This window comes from Salipiger aestuarii, from assembly GCF_003259905.1.
GTDB lineage: Bacteria > Pseudomonadota > Alphaproteobacteria > Rhodobacterales > Rhodobacteraceae > Salipiger > Salipiger aestuarii.
The window spans coordinates 1-18,335 of sequence record NZ_QLMG01000031.1 but is presented as its reverse complement, the minus strand read 5'-3'; the positions used below and the strand labels follow the sequence as shown (position 1 = coordinate 18,335).

At 60.8% G+C, this 18,335-nt stretch carries 15 protein-coding genes; 9 read left to right on the top strand and 6 right to left on the bottom strand.

What is annotated here, in order from left to right:
* Positions 1 to 55: 55 nt before the first annotated feature.
* The 3 genes from ATI53_RS15315 to ATI53_RS15305 form a co-directional block, all read right to left on the bottom strand.
* Positions 56 to 1,390 (bottom strand): flagellin N-terminal helical domain-containing protein, encoded by a 1,335-nt coding sequence (locus ATI53_RS15315; protein ID WP_009503995.1) that lies wholly within the window; start codon positions 1,388 to 1,390, stop codon positions 56 to 58.
* Positions 1,391 to 1,600: 210 nt separating this feature from the next.
* Positions 1,601 to 1,966, bottom strand: a complete 366-nt coding sequence (locus tag ATI53_RS15310; protein WP_009503996.1) for a flagellar protein FlgN — start codon at positions 1,964 to 1,966, stop codon at positions 1,601 to 1,603.
* Positions 1,959 to 2,237, bottom strand: a complete 279-nt coding sequence (locus ATI53_RS15305; protein WP_009503997.1) for a rod-binding protein — start codon at positions 2,235 to 2,237, stop codon at positions 1,959 to 1,961. The genes ATI53_RS15310 and ATI53_RS15305 overlap by 8 nt, the downstream gene beginning before the upstream one ends.
* A gap of 110 nt (positions 2,238 to 2,347) precedes the next feature.
* On the opposite strand from ATI53_RS15305, the gene ATI53_RS15300 reads away from it, so the two are divergent.
* Together ATI53_RS15300 and ATI53_RS15295 are read left to right on the top strand one after the other, a co-directional pair.
* Positions 2,348 to 5,641, top strand: coding sequence for a flagellar hook-length control protein FliK (locus tag ATI53_RS15300; protein WP_111550768.1), 3,294 nt, complete (start codon positions 2,348 to 2,350; stop codon positions 5,639 to 5,641).
* Complete coding sequence (locus ATI53_RS15295; RefSeq protein WP_240778603.1) at positions 5,592 to 6,320, top strand: flagellar hook capping FlgD N-terminal domain-containing protein; 729 nt, start codon at positions 5,592 to 5,594, stop codon at positions 6,318 to 6,320. The genes ATI53_RS15300 and ATI53_RS15295 overlap by 50 nt, the downstream gene beginning before the upstream one ends.
* 7 nt (positions 6,321 to 6,327) lie before the next feature.
* Here the strand turns inward: ATI53_RS15295 and ubiB are convergent, their stop codons facing one another.
* Together ubiB and ubiE are read right to left on the bottom strand one after the other, a co-directional pair.
* On the bottom strand, positions 6,328 to 7,860 hold the full coding sequence (ubiB, locus tag ATI53_RS15290; RefSeq protein WP_034452114.1) for a 2-polyprenylphenol 6-hydroxylase: 1,533 nt from the start codon (positions 7,858 to 7,860) through the stop codon (positions 6,328 to 6,330).
* Positions 7,861 to 8,613, bottom strand: a complete 753-nt coding sequence (gene ubiE, locus ATI53_RS15285; RefSeq protein ID WP_009504002.1) for a bifunctional demethylmenaquinone methyltransferase/2-methoxy-6-polyprenyl-1,4-benzoquinol methylase UbiE — start codon at positions 8,611 to 8,613, stop codon at positions 7,861 to 7,863.
* 81 nt (positions 8,614 to 8,694) lie between these two features.
* Between ubiE and mutM the strand changes: the two genes are divergently transcribed.
* The 7 genes from mutM (at position 8,695) to gyrB (ending at position 17,738) form a co-directional block, all read left to right on the top strand.
* A complete protein-coding gene (mutM, locus tag ATI53_RS15280) occupies positions 8,695 to 9,546 on the top strand; it encodes a bifunctional DNA-formamidopyrimidine glycosylase/DNA-(apurinic or apyrimidinic site) lyase (RefSeq protein ID WP_009504003.1) in 852 nt (283 codons plus the stop codon).
* A 64-nt stretch (positions 9,547 to 9,610) separates the two neighbouring features.
* A complete protein-coding gene (locus tag ATI53_RS15275) occupies positions 9,611 to 10,387 on the top strand; it encodes an enoyl-CoA hydratase (RefSeq protein ID WP_009504004.1) in 777 nt (258 codons plus the stop codon).
* Between the two features lie 263 nt (positions 10,388 to 10,650).
* Positions 10,651 to 10,914, top strand: a complete 264-nt coding sequence (rpsT, locus tag ATI53_RS15270; RefSeq protein WP_009504005.1) for a 30S ribosomal protein S20 — start codon at positions 10,651 to 10,653, stop codon at positions 10,912 to 10,914.
* A gap of 561 nt (positions 10,915 to 11,475) precedes the next feature.
* Complete coding sequence (gene dnaA, locus ATI53_RS15265; RefSeq protein WP_034452116.1) at positions 11,476 to 12,819, top strand: chromosomal replication initiator protein DnaA; 1,344 nt, start codon at positions 11,476 to 11,478, stop codon at positions 12,817 to 12,819.
* A 164-nt stretch (positions 12,820 to 12,983) separates the two neighbouring features.
* Complete coding sequence (dnaN, locus tag ATI53_RS15260) at positions 12,984 to 14,102, top strand: DNA polymerase III subunit beta (protein ID WP_009504007.1); 1,119 nt, start codon at positions 12,984 to 12,986, stop codon at positions 14,100 to 14,102.
* A 34-nt stretch (positions 14,103 to 14,136) separates the two neighbouring features.
* A complete protein-coding gene (gene recF, locus ATI53_RS15255) occupies positions 14,137 to 15,240 on the top strand; it encodes a DNA replication/repair protein RecF (protein ID WP_111550766.1) in 1,104 nt (367 codons plus the stop codon).
* An 80-nt stretch (positions 15,241 to 15,320) separates the two neighbouring features.
* Positions 15,321 to 17,738 (top strand): DNA topoisomerase (ATP-hydrolyzing) subunit B, encoded by a 2,418-nt coding sequence (gene gyrB, locus ATI53_RS15250; protein WP_111550765.1) that lies wholly within the window; start codon positions 15,321 to 15,323, stop codon positions 17,736 to 17,738.
* A 123-nt stretch (positions 17,739 to 17,861) separates the two neighbouring features.
* On the opposite strand, the gene ATI53_RS15245 is transcribed toward gyrB, so the two are convergent.
* The coding region (locus ATI53_RS15245) for an integrase core domain-containing protein (RefSeq protein ID WP_146609936.1) at positions 17,862 to 18,335 on the bottom strand (474 nt) is incomplete at its 5' end.

Here is an 18,335-nt window from a genome sequence, read left to right as displayed (position 1 = left end):
ATTTCTAGGATAGAAGGGCTCGAAGGCCGGACGTGCCGGCCTTCGAGGATCTGTCTTAACGGAACAGCGACAGAAGCGACTGCGGCGCCTGGTTGGCGATCGACAGCGCCTGAACACCCAGCTGCTGCTGGACCTGAAGAGCCTGAAGGCGAGCGGACGCTTCTTCCATATCGGCATCGACAAGGGTACCGATCCCGGATTTCAGCGAGTCGGTGAGGCTCGAGATGAAGTCGGACTGCGTTTCGATCCGACCCTGAACCGAACCGAAGGCTGCGGCCGAGTCGACGGCAGTCTGGAGAAGGCCTTCGATTGCCTCGAGCGCTGCGTCTGCGCCAGCCTGCGTGGTCACATCGACATCGCCGAGCGCTTCGAGGCGTCCGCCGATCGTGGTGTCTGTAACAGCGGTGCTCGCGAACTGAACTGAGAATGTCCCGGCACCCTCGGACGTATCACCGCCGGAAATGTCGATCTGATTCGCATTGGTGGCATTGATCGACGCCGAAACACCGGTTGCGACTGCTATGTCGTTTCCGCTGACATAGGCGTTAAATGCATCAACCAGGCCCTTTGCCACGTCGGCCTCGGTGTCGCCGTCACGAGCAACATATGCGATTTCTTGGTTGCCGGCGGTTGTAGTGGTATCGAAGCCTGTGGCGAATGTGCCACCGCCTGCGCTGATCGTAACAGTGAAACCCGTTCCGGCGGCCACGGCAGTTGTGCCGCTGTTCGACGTTTGACCAACAGTTGCTGTGGTGGTCGCCGGCGTTGCAGCGTTGGCCAGAGCAACCGCTCCGGTGTTGGCGGCACCGCTCAGTTCGTCCGAGGCTGCCGCAGTGTAGGAGGCGGCCGCGACGTTGATCGAACCTGCGCCGGTTCCAAGATCTTGCTTTGCAACCTGGATATCGCTTGCAGTGACGCCCGACGACGACCGGTCAAGCGAAGCAAGAACATTGATTTGGCCCGAACCCGCAGTTTTATCGGTGTTCGACAGCAGGTTAAGGCCGTTGAACTGAGCAGCGCCGACAACGGCACCGATCTGGTCGCGCAGCGCGTCGATGTCTGTCTGGATCTTGGCGCGATCGACGTTTTCTTCCTGGGCCGCGACCACCTTGCCCTTGATGTCGGTCAGAAGCTCGGTAACCGTTTCAGCAGCGGAACGTGCAACCGAAACGGTCGACTGGCCGAGGCTGAGGCTGTCGGAAATGCCCGCAAAGCCTTTCACGTCTGCTTCCATGGTCTTGGCAATTGCCCAGACGGCGGCGTTGTCTTTTGCGGTCGACACGGATTTACCGGTCGAGATCTCGCCCTGCGTGCTTTCGAGGTTGGAGTTGATGGACTTGAGGGTCTGCAGCGCCACCATGGCGCCATTGTTCGTCAGGATGCTAGACATGGATATTTCGTCCTTACAGTCATGCGGCGCTTTGCACCGCTATTTTGAGTTTGCCGGAAACGGCGTCCTGAACGTCTTTCTGACGAAGGCAGACCGGGCGTCCCGCCCGCTGCGTCATCCGTGTTGGATGCAAGGCACAACATGCGCCTCGAATCCTAATGCGGCGCTAAGTGTCCCGGGTGAATTGCGCAGGTTTTGAGTCAAATCCCATCACGCCCGCTTTTCGAAACTGCCCGCACCGTCTCCTCCGATAGAAGCGCGATTGCCCTTGGCATCATAGACATCCATGGACCGGCGCACCTGACGCATGTCGCCCAGCCGGTTCGCAACATTGCGAATCCCTGCCAGAGCCTGATCAAAAAGTTCCTGGTTGCGACGCAGCTTCAGTTGAAGGGGCCGGATGTTTTCGGCCTCGTCCGGGGTTGCGTCATCAAGGCCCGAAATCAGTGCTGTTTTTTGTTCGAGCATCGGACCGATGGCCTCGAGGTTGCCGTCGAGCAGAGCCTGGCGTTCCTGGTCGAGCAACGCGTTCAGCGCCGCGAGGATCACGTCGTGTTTGTGCGGTGTATCAGTCATTGATTCTGTCCTTCATGACATTGAAGATGGATTCGGCCAGCCCGATGCCTCCATTCTCGGCCAACGCGCGCGCGTGCTCCTGCCGGAGAAACGAACTGAACTGCGCCTCGCCCTCGCCGCCGCCGAAGGCACTGCGCGGTTCGCCAAACCTGGCTGCCTTGAGCATTTCGTTTAGAAAGGTCGCCTCAAGTGCGACGGTCGCCTCGCGCAAGGCGGCGGTGTTTGTGCCGACCGTGGGATGCGGTGGGCCGACGGGGCTGCTGATGTCCATCCGGTTTCTCCAATTCGACTCAACTGACCCAACTTGACCCGGTCTCGGTAAAGAAGCGGTAAGGATGTTCTGTCTAAGTGCAGTCCAGTGGAAGAATTCCCGGAGCGGCGATGCTTAGTGAACTGTCAGGTCTGTTCGGCCTCATTCAGGCCCCGAAAGACAAACAATCCGTCGGTAAAGACGCCGCCGGTGATCTCGTATTCACCGATGTTTACAACGCCTTGGATTCCGAATCGGAGTTGGAAGCGGGTATCGGCGGCTCGAATTCCGATGCCACGGATGAATCGGCGCCGGTCGCCACAACTGAAGTCGAGGACGAGGTCGATTCGACAGAAGCCGGGCAGGATGAAACCCCCGACGATGGCTTAGAAGAAGCCGATGTGCCGTTCGATATGAATGGTGCCGCGTCGGATCCAGATGGGGGTCAGCCAGATCGCGCCCCAGTTGGCGCTGCCCACCCCTCTGCAAGCAACATCCCGCCCGACCCCAGAACGGGGGACGAGCCTCCGGTAGCCGCCGGGACGTCTGGTCAGAGACACGCGGATGACCCTTCTCTCCCAATCAGCCTGGCAACAGAAGCATCCGACCTGCCGCGAGCGACCGATTCGACAGAAGATCGCATGCCGAGCGCCCAACAGATACCGGCAATCGCGGGGCCTCAGACAGGGTCGCAGGCTCCTGGGACGCAGAAATCAACGCCCAAAGCTGCGAACCAGCTTGAATCCGGCAGCAAGGCCATAGATTCGGAATCCGCGGTGTCGTTGGATGGCAGCGCGCGAAAAACGCCTGCCGCGCCCTTGGGAACAACGGACGCTGGTGGGCCCAGCCGTCTGCGTCCCGCAAGGCCAGAGGGTCGTGAGGAACAAAAGAGCCACCTCACCACGGTCGAAACCCAGCGAGTGAAGGTCAACAATCATCCGGTCCAATCTGCGACCACGTCTTCGTCTCGCCGCAGTGACCTTTGGCGTGCCGAGGAACCGACAGCGTCCATCTCGGCCAGGCGTCAACATGATGTTGCCTCATCCCCCCGGAGTTATGATCCGGCGCAAATTCAGGATGAGATTTCTGAGGGTACTTTACCTGGCGCGGCAAAGCAGGCGCCGACTTCTGAAAGCATCAGGGGATCGGTGCCTAAACCAGAGGTCGTAAAAAGCAACGGCGTTTCAGGCACATCCGCAAAGCTGGAGATAACGGCAGAGGCTACACCTGACGTGACTCGCCAACCGGAAACGGTCGCGGACCGTTTGATGACGTTTCAACGCAAGACAAACGAAAGCAAAACCGAAACCCGTAACGGCACGATACGGCAGGAAACGCCCGCTGCGCCCCCGATCGCAGGTGCACAGAAATTAGCACAACTGCCTCGGAATGGTCCCGTAGATCAGCCATTGGATTCGGGAAAAGCAGCTTCAAGGAACGCCGCGCCCGCATCACCCAAGGTCTCGGGCCAGGCTGCCAGCGGGCCAGCGATGCCCCGTGTTCCTGCTCATACGCCGAACGTGACAAGGATGCCGATTTCCGCGCCGCCCTCCTCTCGGGAACCAAGCGGTACGCCGCCAGAAAACCCGGCGCCGATCAAACGAATGCCCGCGTTGGATGAGTCAAACCCATCTGTCAGGACAGCGTTGAAAGAGGAAAATGTTCAACAGACGAGTGACGTTAAGCCGAGATCTCAGTCTGTATCGCGCGCTGTGTGGAAAAGCTCTCTGGCAAAATCCCGAGCGAACAGCAGCGCATCGGCCATCTCGGTTTCGGGCAGTGTCTCGACCGATATGAGGGCTGGTAAAGAGAGGGGTGCATCGCTGTCCTTCGACGGGGCGATCCGGAAAGCGCCAACCGATCTTCACGGACAGAGCGGACGAGGCGCGCATGCAGCCGAACCGGGCTCGCCCGACAAGTTTGCGCAGCGCGGTTGGGGGAACGGAACCATGGCTGTGCAAGTGGAATCGGTGGATCCTGATCGTCGCTCAAACGTCGATCTGACAGACCCACAAGCGTTTCGGGCACCGATATCGCCTGCAACTGGCGACTCAGCTGAAACGTCACAGCAAGAAAGCGGCGGCTCTTGGAACCTGGAAAGAACAAGGGGCGGCGGTACTGCTGCATCCGGGGCTGGCGAGAAATACAAAGCCGTTGGCGCAGAGCAGCCCGGCTTTTTGCCCGAGGGGAGCGACGAAACATCCCTGAAACCATACGCCTTGGCGGACAACCCAACCCCAATAGATACGAAAAATGACACAGATTTCACGGTTGAGCCAAAACAGCGCGCGTCGGATGTAAAGACCAATGCGGGTGACGAAGTGAGGATCGAGCGATCGACTGCATTGGAGAACACGGTCGAAACGACAAAAAATATGCCGCTTGCATCCGTCGCGGGTAACCTTGCGCCAAGCGGACAGCCTGATGCCGGCACGTTGTCTCTGGAGATTACAGGCAACCAACCGGCGTTCGACGCGCCGCACGGCGCGCGATCGACCGGCCAGGTCAACCATCCTTCAGCCGCCACCGATATCGGTGCCATCCAGGCAGATAGTCGGCCCAAACCGTTCCCGACAACACCGCAAAGCGGCGCCGAACCCGTCGTACACATGCAAATGTCTGCTACACCTTCGCAACCCATTGCCACGATCGATATGGCGCGGGTTATCTCAGCTTCCACGCAAACGAACGCAAAAGCCATTTCGAAACATCCGGTTGCAGCGACAGAGCCCCGCGTGCTCGATGAGGAGGCGGTGCCTGTCGCAGATACCCGGCACCTTTCCTTACGAGATCCCCGCGCAGGAGCGGCGAAAACGATGACGGCCCCCAGTGCGCCGTTCGACAGGGCTGACATCTTTACGCCCGAGACAACGACCGATGCCTCCTCGCCAAAATCGGGGGCCACGAGCTTTGGAAAATCTCTGGAGGATGCGGAGCGTTTTGCCGAGAGCCAGTCACCCGGCGTCGCATCCGGAGACATTCGCATCGGACCCGCAGCAGGTCATGCTGCACCTCAGGCGCGCGCCGATCAAGCGGCGTCGGTCGTGCGTCAACTGGTCGATGCAATCGCAGCGGCCCCCTCGGCAAGCGGCGATACCATCGAATTGCGGGTTAGCCCTGACGAGCTGGGGAATGTGCGGTTCAGGATGGCACAGGGTGAGCACGGCCTGACCGTGAACATCGTGGCGGATCGACCGGAGACGCTTGATATGCTGCGCCGGAACATCGACCAGCTTTCGCGCTATCTTTCCGATCTTGGGTATTCGTCAACCGGTTTCACCTTTGGAGACGGCCAGGCGGGTAGCCAGAACGGCGGCGGACGCTCCATGCCAGTGACGCCGCAAGACATCCCGCAAGCCGCAGATCCCGCCGAAATTGCTGCCCCCCTGCCGATCGCCTCAGGCGGTCTTGACCTTCGTATTTAAGGAGCTTCCGATGGACACCGGAACCGTCACGTCTTCGACCGCAACAACCGCGTCAGCTGCAAGCAGCGCGGCCTCGAAAAATCCGAGCACGCCTGTCGTCAGCTCGGATTTTGAGACATTTTTGAAAATGCTCACCGCACAAATGCAAAACCAGGATCCTCTCGATCCGCTGGATTCAGCCGACTATGCGACACAGCTTGCGACTTTTTCGTCGGTGGAACAACAGGTTCTGACCAATGATCTGCTGACCGACCTGACCGCGGCCCTGACCAACAGCTCCTTCAAGGAAATGGGCGCCTGGATCGACCGTAAGGTGCTTGCGGACGCACCGGTCTATTTCAACGGCAATCCCGTCGTCATGCGCCCCGAATATGCCGACGGGGTCAACAGTGCCAAGCTGGTGGTGAAAAACGACTCCGGGGCGGCGGTGCAGACGCTGGCGCTTGACATGTCCGACCCCATGGTGGCTTGGGCCGGGCTCGGCAGCGACGGCACACAGCTTGCAAGCGGGACCTATTCCTTTTCGATTCAAAGCTATACCGATGGTGTCCTGAAAAGCGAAAGCCCGGCGCAGGTTTACAACCCGGTCATTGAGGTGCGCCAGGTCGGCGACGCGATCAAGCTGACCCTGTCCGATGGCAGCGAAGTCGATGCCGAGGAAATCACCGCGGTGCGATAACGCGATGTCAGACGAGCGAAACCCAAATCAACACCGGGATGGCGCCAAGCAACACCCCGGCTGCGCACCAGCCGAAGCGAAGCAACCAGAGGCTCTCCGCTTCGGCCACCTCCTGTTCGGCCTGACGCACAAGCGCGGCCTCGACAAGGCCCGGAAGACGGGGCCCGAATCGAACAAGGACGCGCGCGGTTTCTGTAAGGTCTTTCAGTGCCGCGCGCGGACCTATGGAATGCTTGATGTAGTCTTCAACCACGGGCTTCGCGACATTCCAGATGTTCATCCGCGGATTCAATGACCGCGACACGCCCTCGACGACGACCATCGTCCGTTGCAGCAGGATCAGCTCGGTTCGGGTTTGCATTCCGAACCGTTCGGTCACATCGAAAAGATAGGCCAGGAGCCGCGCCATCGAAATACGAGTGGCATCCATGCCAAAGATCGGCTCGCCCACCGCGCGCAGCGCGCGGGCAAATTCATCGACATCGTGATCAGCGGGCACATAGCCCGCTTCGAAATGCACCTCGGCCACGCGTTTGTAGTCACGACGAATGAATCCATAGAGGATCTCGGCATAAACACGCCGGGTGTATTCGTCGATATGGCCCATGATGCCGAAATCATAAGCGATGATGTCGCCATTCGCGGCGACCTTCAGGTTCCCCTGATGCATGTCCGCATGAAAAAACCCGTCACGCAGGGCGTGATTCAGGAACAATTGCAGAACGCGTTCTGACAACGCCTCGCGGTCATGCCCCGCGGCATCTATTGCATCGTTATCGCCCAGCGGCACACCTTCGGCCCAGCTCATTGTCAGGACTCTTCGGCCGGACATGCCCCAGACCACTTCGGGCAACTGAAAGCCTGCGTCGCCTTGGGTGTTCGCTGCGTATTCGCTGGAGTTTGCGCTCTCCAGCCTCAGATCGAGTTCGCCCGACACGACGCTTTCGAAATGCTTTACGACCTCGCGGGGGCGCAGGCGGCGGGACGCGGGCGACAGGGTTTCTATCATGTTGGCGGCGAAATAAAATGCGTCGATGTCGGTGCGAAAGGCGCGTTCGATTCCCGGCCGCAACACCTTGACCGCGACCACCTGGCCGGTGTCGGTGCGCCGCGCCTTGTGGACTTGCGCGATCGACGCTGCGGCCACGGGTTGGCTGAATTCTGAAAACAGCTCATCGACCGGATAGCCGATTTCCGATTCCACCTGCGCGCGCGCGGCGTCCAGCCCGAAGGGTGGCAGTTTGTCCTGCAACACGCGCAATTGTTGCGCCAGTTCATCGCCCACCACGTCGGGCCGCGTCGACAGGATCTGCCCGAACTTGATGTAGGCTGGTCCCAGCGCCGTCAGCGCGCGGGGGACGGGAGGCGCTGCCGGATCGCCTTCGATCCCGAGCCACTTGAACGGCCAGACCAGCATGCGAAAGGCGATCCGGATCGATTTCGGAGCATCAAAGGCATCCAGCACGACGCCCATCGCCCCGGTGCGTTCAAAGGTCGCTCCGGTCCGGATCAGCCGCAGCATGTTGTGAGGTCCCCGCATTCAGAGCTTCCACCCGGAATGAAGGCAGGCGATCCCCATGGAAAGATTGCGAAACTTTGCCTGCTCGAAGCCTGCGGCGCGGACCATCGACAAAAAGCTGTCCTGGTCGGGAAATTTGCGGATCGATTCGACCAGATACTGATAGCTGTCACGGTCGTTCGCGATCACCTGCCCCATGCGCGGAATGATGTTGAAGGAATACAGGTCGTAGATCTTCTGCATCATGTCATTGGGAATTTGGGAAAATTCCAGCACCATCAGGCGTCCGCCGGGTTTCAGGACGCGGAACGCTTCGTTGAGCGCCTCCTGAGGGCGGGTCACGTTCCGGATGCCGAAAGAGATCGTGTAAACGTCGAACGTATTGTCCGCGAACGGAAGGGCCATGGCGTCGCCCACCACCCAGTCCAGCATATCGGCCATGGACCCGGCCTCGGCGCGTTGGCGCCCGGCGACCAGCATCGGTTCGGTCAGGTCCAGCACGGTGGCGTGCCCCGATCCGGCGCGTCCGAGAAACCGAAAGGACACGTCGCCGGTGCCGCCCGCGACATCCAGCAGCGTCTGCCCGGCGCGAGGCGCCAGCCAGTCCATCATCGCATCCTTCCAGATGCGGTGGATGCCAAAGGACATCGCATCGTTCATTACATCGTATTTCGACGCAACCGATCCGAACACGCCCCGGACCCGCCCGGCCTTTTCGGATTCGGGAATATCGGTGAAGCCGAAATGCGTGGTTTTGGGGCTCTGGTCGCTCATGGGGCTTGTCGTCCTTTTGCTCTGTCTCCTTATAGAGCGTGCAGGGACCGCTGCAATGCGGCCCATGGTCAAGGAGTCGTCATGCCAGAGCTGCCAGAAGTCGAAACCGTGCGCCGAGGGCTTGCCCCGGTGATGGAAGGCGCCCGCATCCGCCATGCACAGGTCAACCGCCCGGACTTGCGCTGGCCCTTTCCGGATCGCATGGCCGAGCGGCTGACAGGGGCGCGGATCGAACGGTTGCGCAGACGGTCGAAATACATTCTTGCCGACCTCGACTCGGGCGAAACGCTGCTGGTGCATCTGGGCATGACGGGCCGGATGCTGGTATCGGGCGATGCGCTGGGCCAGTTCGTTCACGACCATCCGGCGCCGGAAAAACACGATCACGTCGTGTTCGACATGCAAGACGGCGCGCGGGTCACCTTCAACGATCCCCGCCGCTTTGGCGCGATGGACCTGATGCGGACCGCGACCGCCGACAGCCACCCGCTGCTGACCGCGCTGGGCCCGGAACCGCTTGGCAACGGCTTTCATGAATCACAACTGCTCGCGGCGCTGAAGGGGCGGTCGATGCCGGTCAAATCAGCACTTCTGGACCAGAAAATCGTCGCTGGACTGGGCAACATTTATGTTTGCGAGGCGCTTTACAGGGCAGGTCTGCATCCGCAACGTCGCGTCAATAAAATTGCGGAAAAGCGTATCGCGACATTGGTACCCATCGTGCGCGCGGTCCTGCAAGACGCCATCGCCGCAGGCGGCTCGTCCTTGCGAGATTTCCGTCAAGCGGATGGAAAGCTGGGATATTTCCAGCACAGCTTTGATGTTTACGGGCGTGAAGGACAGCCCTGTCGCACCCCGGATTGCGCGCAAACCGTGCATCGGATCGTGCAATCCGGGCGGTCTTCGTTCTTCTGCCCCACCTGTCAAAGATAACTTGATCGAGAGCCGCAAGCTGGTAAGGCTGCGTTTTGACGCTAACGGACGGGAGCCCGCAGTCATGGCTTATGAGACGATCGTCGTCGAAGTAGAGGACCACGTCGCCACCATCACCCTCAACCGGCCCGACGCTCTGAACGCTCTGAACAGCCACCTTCTGGCCGAGCTGGCGCAGGCGCTGACCGAGGCGGATGCCAACGACAAGGTGCGCTGCATCATCCTGACCGGTTCGGCCAAGGCCTTTGCCGCCGGCGCGGACATCAAGGAGATGTCGGAGAAAACCTTTGTCGACATGTTCCTGGGCGATTTCTTCGAACCCACGGTGGATGCGGCGGCCAAGGTGCGCAAGCCGATCATCGCCGCGGTGTCGGGCTATGCGCTGGGCGGCGGGTGCGAGCTGGCGATGATGTGCGATTTCATCATCGCGTCGGAAACGGCGAAATTCGGCCAGCCCGAGATCAATCTTGGCGTCATCGCCGGGATCGGGGGCACGCAGCGCCTGACGCGCTATGTGGGCAAGTCCAAGTCGATGGACATGCACCTGACGGGCCGCTTCATGGACGCCGAAGAGGCGGAGCGTTCGGGACTGGTATCCCGCGTCGTGCCAGTGAAGCAGTTGATGGAAGAGGCGCGCAAGGCCGCCGACAAGATCGCCGAGAAATCGCTGATCGCGGCGATGGCGGCCAAGCAGGCGGTCAACCGTTCCTACGAAACCACCCTCGCCGAAGGACTGTTGTTCGAACGTCGCCTGTTCCATTCGCTGTTCGCGACCGAGGATCAAAGCGAGGGCATGGCGGCGTTTCAGGAAAAGCGCACGGCGCAGTTCCGCGACCGCTGAACCGGTTTCAGGCACGATCCGGGTCAGGATACGCAAGGGCTCGCCATCAGGCGGGCCTTTTTCATTGCGTTTCCGTCCGAACGGTTTATAGACCGCCGCTACATGCGCGTGATGCCCGCTCTGGCAAGAATCGGTCCGGCGACACTGTTTCGGGTCTGAGTGCGATTGCGCGACCCCGAATCCATGACGCCCCGGCGAAAACTTTCCCGAGCGACTTTTAACAAAGACACCCGTCGCAAGACGAAGCACAAGGACCGATCATCATGGCAAATACACCCCAAGCCAAAAAACGCGCCCGCCAGAACGAAAGCCGTTTCGCCATCAATAAGGCGCGCCGTTCGCGGATCCGCACCTTCCTGCGCAAGGTCGAAGAGGCCATCGCATCGGGTGACAAGGAAGCCGCGACCGCCGCTTTGCGCGCTGCACAACCCGAACTGATGCGTGGCGTGACCAAGGGCGTGTTCCACAAAAACACCGCGTCGCGCAAGGTTTCGCGGCTTGCATCGCGCGTCAAGTCGCTGGGCTGACGCGTTTTGGCGCGTGTCGGCAAGCCGAATGTGCCGGGCTGAAAAGCCACAGCCCTCGAAATTTACTGTCGGAAAAGGCACCACTAAATGTGGTGCCTTTTCATATTTCGACCACGCTATTTTGGGCTCAGAGATTCTTTTTCTGGAATACCCTGAGTCAAGATTGAAGATCGGTTGCCGCCCCTCAGCCAGGCTTGCTAATTTTACCGGGCGAGTCACATTGCTTGGGGGGACAGGCAAGCGGGGCGGCCATACATCTTTGCATGTCGGTCGCGCCGCAACGTCGGTGGTCTGCTGTAAACCTGCCGAACTGGGCGCAAGCCCTGCCAGTCCGAAAAAACATACGCTCGGAGAGCGCCCGATTCTGCTTTCGCCTGCGAAGTGAAGGCCGGGTTGGCTGTTGTCTGTTTCGAGATGCGTGTCATCTTCGCTCATGCCTTGCGGCATGAGATCGAAGGTGTTTCCCCTTTGCACCGGTTCGCGCGGGTGCCGTAGCGGAAATGCTGCGGATGGAAAAATCGAGATGGGCACATGGCAGAAATAGTTTCGGAGCGGGGGCAAATGACGAAAGAGCAATGGGGCGCAATGCAGGACCAGCTGAGCAGCTCGGTGGGCGAAAACAATTACAAGACCTGGATCGCGCCCATCGACTTCGACAGGATCGAAGCGGATGGCGTCGCGGTTTTCAGCGTCCCGACCAACTTTTTCGGCACCTATGTATCGCAGCATTACGGCGATCTGCTGCTCGCCAAGCTCAGCCTCGTCGCGCCCGAAGTCAGCCGCCTGAAATTCCGGCTGGCCAATACCGACACCCAACAGGCCCAGCCGCGCCCCGCGCCTGCCCAATCCGCCCAGCCAGACGTTCTGCCAAGCGCGCCGCTGGATGCCCGGTTCACCTTTGACCGTTTCGTTGTGGGCAAGCCCAACGAGCTGGCCCATGCGGCGGCCAAGCGTGTCGCCGAAGGCGGTCTCGTGACGTTCAATCCGCTGTTCCTGTATGGCGGTGTTGGGCTTGGCAAGACACACCTGATGCACGCCATTGCCCATGATCTGAAGACCAACCGCCCCGATCTGAACGTGCTGTACCTGTCGGCGGAACAGTTCATGTACCGCTTCGTTCAGGCGTTGCGCGAACGCCGCATGATGGATTTCAAAGAGCTGTTCCGCTCTGTCGATGTGTTGATGGTCGATGACGTGCAGTTCATCGCCGGCAAGGATTCCACTCAGGAAGAATTCTTTCATACCTTCAACGCGCTGGTCGATCAGAACAAGCAGATCATCATCTCGGCCGATCGCGCCCCGGATGAAATCAAGGATCTGGAAAACCGCATCCGGTCGCGTCTGCAATCGGGCCTGGTGGTGGACCTGCACCCCACCGATTACGAACTGCGCCTCGGCATCCTGCAATCGAAGGTGTTGACCTACCGCGAACAATACCCGTCGCTTCAGATCGACGACGGCATCCTCGAATTTCTGGCGCATCGCATTTCCACCAACGTGCGAGTGCTCGAAGGCGCGCTGACCCGGCTCTTCGCCTTTGCCTCTCTGGTCGGGCAGCCGATTACCATGGAACTGACGCAGGATTGCCTCGCCGATGTTCTGCGCGCCTCGGATCGCAAGATTTCGATCGAGGAAATCCAGCGCAAGGTGGCCGAGCATTACCATATCCGCCTGTCCGACCTGATCGGCCCGAAGCGGGTACGCAACTTTGCGCGGCCCCGGCAGGTGGCGATGTATCTGTGCAAGCAGTTGACCGCACGCTCGCTGCCCGAAATCGGCCGTCGTTTCGGCGGGCGCGACCACACCACGGTCATGCACGGGGTCAAGCGCATCGAAGAGTTGCGCATCAAGGACAGCCAGATTGCGGACGACATCGAACTGCTGCGCCGCGCGCTGGAAGCATGATGGCTGAGTTTTCCTGACAACACAAACGGCTCGGGGCTGCCACCGGGGGGCCTCCCGGCCTTGACGTCATCGTTAAACAGTCGGATCAATTGCGGAACATTTGCATTGGACTGGCCGTGCGATGGCGCTAACCTGCGCTTCCGGCCGGCGGAGAGGATAAGGGCATGAAGGTCAGTATCGAGCGGGCAACGCTGCTCAAGGCGGTAAGCCAGGCGCAATCGGTGGTGGAGCGCCGCAATACGATCCCGATCCTGGCCAACGTGCTGATCGAGGCCGAAGGTGGCACGGTCACGTTCCGCGCCACCGATCTGGATATCGAGGTGCTCGACAAGGCTCCCGCCATGGTCGAACGCGCCGGGGCCACCACGGTGTCGGCGGTGACATTGCATGAAATCGTGCGCAAGCTGCCTGACGGTGCAATGGTTCAACTGGCCGACGATGGCGTGGCGGGGCGGTTGACCGTGACGGCGGGCAAGTCGAATTTCAACCTCGCGACCCTGCCAAAGGAAGATTTCCCGGTGATGGCGTCGTCGGAATACGCGACGAATTTCAGCGCCAAGGCCGAGGTGTTGCGCAGGCTGTTCGACAAGTCGAAATTCGCCATCTCGACCGAGGAAACGCGCTACTACCTGAACGGCGTCTACATGCATGTGTCCGAAAGCGAAGACGGTCGCGTGCTGCGTTGCGTGGCGACCGATGGCCACAGGCTGGCCCGTATCGACGCGCCGCTGCCCAAAGAGGCCGACGCGATGCCCGGCGTGATCGTGCCCCGCAAGACGGTGAACGAACTGCGCAAGCTGCTCGACGAAGACGATATGGACATCGCCGTATCGGTTTCCGAAACCAAGGTGCGTTTTGCCACCCCCGACATCACGCTGACCTCCAAGGTCATCGACGGCACCTTCCCCGACTATTCGCGCGTGATCCCGTCCGGCAACACCCGCCGGCTTGAAGTGGACGCTTCGGATTTTGCCAAGGCGGTGGACCGGGTGGCCACGGTGTCGTCGGAACGCTCGCGTGCGGTCAAACTGCAACTTGACGAGGATCGGCTGATCCTGTCGGTCAACGCCCCCGACAGCGGCGCTGCCGAGGAAGAACTGGCCGTGGCCTATTCGGACGAGCCGCTGGAAATCGGATTCAACGCGAAATACCTGCTGGAAATCGCCAGCCAGGTGGATCGTGAGAATGCGGTGTTCATGTTCAATTCGTCCGGCGATCCGACCCTGATGCGCGAAGGCAACGACACCAGCGCGGTCTATGTCGTGATGCCGATGCGGGTGTGACCGGACACGCCCGGCCCCGCCATCCGCGCTGCGCATGAGCCTGCATCTTTCCAAGCTCACCCTGTCGCATTTCCGCTCGCATCAAAGGGCCGACGTGACGGTCGACGCGCGCCCGGTCGCGATCTGGGGGCCGAACGGGGCGGGCAAGACCAACCTGATCGAGGCCATTTCGTTGTTGTCGCCCGGTCGCGGGATGCGCCGCGCCTCGGCCCAGGACATGACCCGGCGGCCCGAAGCGCTGGGATGGAAGGTCTCGGCGCTGCTGTCCGGACCGCGCGGCACGCATGAGCTGAACATCCGGTCCGAATCCGGCGCCGCTCGTGTGGTGGAAATTGACGGCAAGCCGGCGCCTCAGGTGGCGCTGGGGCGCATCGCCCGCGTGCTGTGGCTGATCCCGTCGATGGACCGGCTGTGGATCGAGGCCCCCGAGGGGCGCAGGCGTTTTCTCGACCGCCTGACCCTGTCGTTCTTTCCCGATCACGCCGAGGCAAGCCTGAGCTACGAAAAGGCCATGCGCGAACGCAACCGCCTTCTCAAGGATCAGGTGCGCGACGCGCATTGGTACGGCGCGCTGGAAAAGCAGATGGCGTCCAGCGGGGCGGCGATTCAAGGCGCGCGGCAGGCTGCTCTGGATCGGTTGGCGCAGGCGCAGCGAAGCGCCGAAACCCATTTCCCGGTCGCGGATCTGGAACTGATCTCGACCGAAGCCGACATCCCCGCCACCGCCGCCGATCTGCGCGACGCCCTTGCCGAGGGGCGCTTTCGCGACACAGCCGCCGGGCGCACGCTGGTCGGGCCGCACCGCGCCGACCTCTACGGTGTCTTTGCCGCCAAGGGCGTACCCGCGTCCGAGTGTTCCACGGGCGAACAAAAGGCGCTGCTGATCTCGCTGATCCTGGCCAACGCGCGCGCGCTTGCCGCCGACGGCGACACCCCGATCCTGCTGCTGGATGAGGTCGCCGCGCATCTGGATGCCACCCGCCGCGCCGCGCTCTATGACGAGATCTGCGCCCTTGGCGCACAGGCCTGGATGACCGGCACCGGGCCAGAACTTTTCGCCGAGCTCGGCCCCCGCGCGCAGCAGATCGTGGTGCGGGATGAACACGGGCGATCCTTCGTGGAAAAGACCGGCGAATAAGCCCAAATAGGGTGTCATCTGCGTGACAAAGGCGGCTCTTGCCCGTATAAAATGCGCAAACAAGACAAGAGGATGGCTACATGGCCGAGCCCGCAGGCGCTCCGCAGGAATACGGCGCGGATTCCATTAAGGTTCTCAAGGGCCTGGAGGCCGTTCGCAAACGCCCCGGCATGTATATCGGCGACACCGATGACGGCTCGGGCCTGCATCACATGGTCTACGAAGTGGTCGACAACGGCATCGACGAGGCGCTCGCCGGTCATGCCGATTTCGTGCGCGTGAAAATCCACGCCGACAACAGCGTGTCCGTGCGCGACAACGGTCGTGGCATCCCTGTCGACATGCACCAGGAAGAGGGCGTGTCTGCGGCCGAGGTCATCATGACCCAGCTGCACGCGGGCGGCAAGTTCGACCAGAATTCGTACAAGGTGTCGGGCGGCCTCCACGGCGTCGGCGTGTCGGTGGTGAACGCGCTGTCGGTGTGGCTGGAGCTGCGCGTCTGGCGCAACGGCAAGGAACATTACGCCAAGTTCAGCCATGGCGACACGGTCGAACATCTGCGCGTCGTCGGCGACGCCCCCGGCGAATCCGGGACCGAGGTGCGCTTTCTTGCGTCCACCGACACGTTCAGCAACCTCGACTATCAGTTCGAGACGCTGGAAAAGCGTCTGCGCGAGCTGGCCTTCCTGAATTCCGGTGTGCGGATCATCGTCGAAGACGAACGCCCCGCAACGCCTCTCAAGACGGAATTGCATTACGACGGAGGGGTCAAGGAATTCGTCAAATATCTTGACCGGTCAAAGCATGCGATGCTGCCCGAGCCGATCTTCATGACGGGCGAAAAGGATGGTATCGGCATCGAAGTGGCGATGTGGTGGAACGACAGCTACCATGAAAACGTGCTGCCCTTTACCAACAACATCCCGCAGCGCGACGGCGGCGCGCATATCGCGGGCTTTCGCGGCGCACTGACACGTTCATTGACCAAATACGCCACCGAAAGCGGCATCGCCAAGCGCGAAAAGGTCAGCTTTACCGGCGACGACGCGCGCGAAGGTCTGACCTGCGTGCTGTCCGTCAAAGTGCCCGACCCGAAATTTTCCAGCCAGACCAAAGAAAAGCTGGTCTCCTCCGAGGTGCGCCCCGCCGTCGAAAACCTGGTGAACGAAAAGCTGGCTGAATGGCTCGAAGAGCACCCCGGCGAGGCCCGCACCATCGTCAGCAAGATCGTCGAGGCCGCGCACGCCCGCGAAGCCGCGCGCAAGGCGCGTGAACTCACCCGTCGCAAGAACCCGATGGACGTGAATTTTCTGGCCGGCAAGCTCAAGGATTGTTCGGAAAAAGACCCGTCCAAAACCGAACTGTTCATTGTCGAGGGTGACTCCGCCGGTGGGTCGGCCCAGACCGGGCGCGACCGTGGCACGCAGGCCATCCTGCCGCTCAAGGGCAAGATCCTCAACGTCGAACGCGCCCGGTTCGACCGGATGCTGGGCAGTCAGGAAATCGGCAACCTCGTGATGGCGCTTGGCACCGGCATTGGCCGCGATGAATTCAACATCGACAAGCTGCGCTATCACAAGATCATCCTGATGACCGACGCTGACGTCGACGGCGCGCACATCCGGACGCTTTTGCTGACCTTCTTCTACCGGCAGATGCCCGAGCTGATCGAGGGCGGCTATCTTTACATCGCCCAGCCGCCGCTGTTCAAGGTGGCGCGCGGCAAGTCCGAGGTCTATGTCAAGGATCAGGCCGCGCTGGACGATTACCTGATCAATCAGGGCATCGACGGTGCCCAGTTGCGGCTTGGCAACGGCGAAGCGATCGCCGGGCAGGATCTGAAGCGCGTCATCGACGAAGCACGCCAGCTCAAGCGCGTACTTGATGCCTTCCCGACACATTATCCGCGCCACATTCTGGAGCAGGCCGCCATCGCCGGGGCCTTTGTGCCTGGCGCGGTGGATGGGGATCTGCAAAGCGTCGCCGACCAGGTGGCGGCGCGTCTCGACATGGTTGCTCTGGAATACGAAAAGGGCTGGCAGGGGCGTATCACCCAGGATCGCGGTGTTCGTCTCGCTCGGATTCTGCGCGGGGTCGAAGAGGTTCGCACGCTCGACGGCCCCATGCTGCGCTCTGGGGAGGCGCGCAAGACCGGCAGCTTCACCCGGTCCCTTCAGTCGGTTTACAACACCCCCGCGAGCTTTGATCGCAAGGATCGCCGCGAAGCAATCTTTGGGCCAATAGGGCTTTTGAAGGCGATCCTGGATGAAGGCGAAAAGGGGCTTTCCTTGCAACGTTACAAGGGCTTGGGCGAAATGAACCCCGGTCAGCTTTGGGAAACCACGCTGGACCCGGACGCCCGCACATTGCTTCAGGTTCGAGTCGATGACATGGCCGAGGCGGACGACATTTTCACCAAACTGATGGGTGATGTCGTGGAGCCGAGGCGCGAATTTATCCAGCAGAATGCGCTGAGTGTTGAGAATTTGGATTTTTGATGGGTTGTAGCGAAGCGCATAAAATTGCGTGGCGCGCATAAGTTTGCGCGTCGCGGATGATACCAAAGAGTCTAAAATCCCGTTAATTCAATAACTTATTTGATATTCGCAAATATGAAGGGCTTAGGTGTTTAGTCCCGGCATCTGGTGGATCGGATTCAGGATGAATCTGTCTGGCTCCGAAGTCCAGATCTTGCGGATGTATTCGTAGGGCGTGAGGCCGCCGAGTGTCTTGAGCCTGCGTGCGAAGTTGCAGGCCGCCATGCAGTCGGCGAGGGGCGTGCGCAGTTGGTCGTGGCTGTCGTAGTGGTATCTTTTCACCGTCGCTTCCTTGATCGTGCGGTTCATCCGTTCGACCTGGCCATTGGTCCATGGATGGTTGGGTTTGGTCAGCCGGTGCTCGATCCCATTCGCCTCGCAGATCATGTCGAAGCGCATCTGCCGCGAATATGCTGTGTTTCGGTTGCGAGGCTGCTCGGCGAACTGGATGCCGTTGTCCGTCAGAATCGTGTGGATGCGATAAGGGACGGCCTTGAGCAGCAGTTCGAGGACCTCCCACGCTGTCCTTGCGATCCGCCTTATCGTATCCCTCCGGCG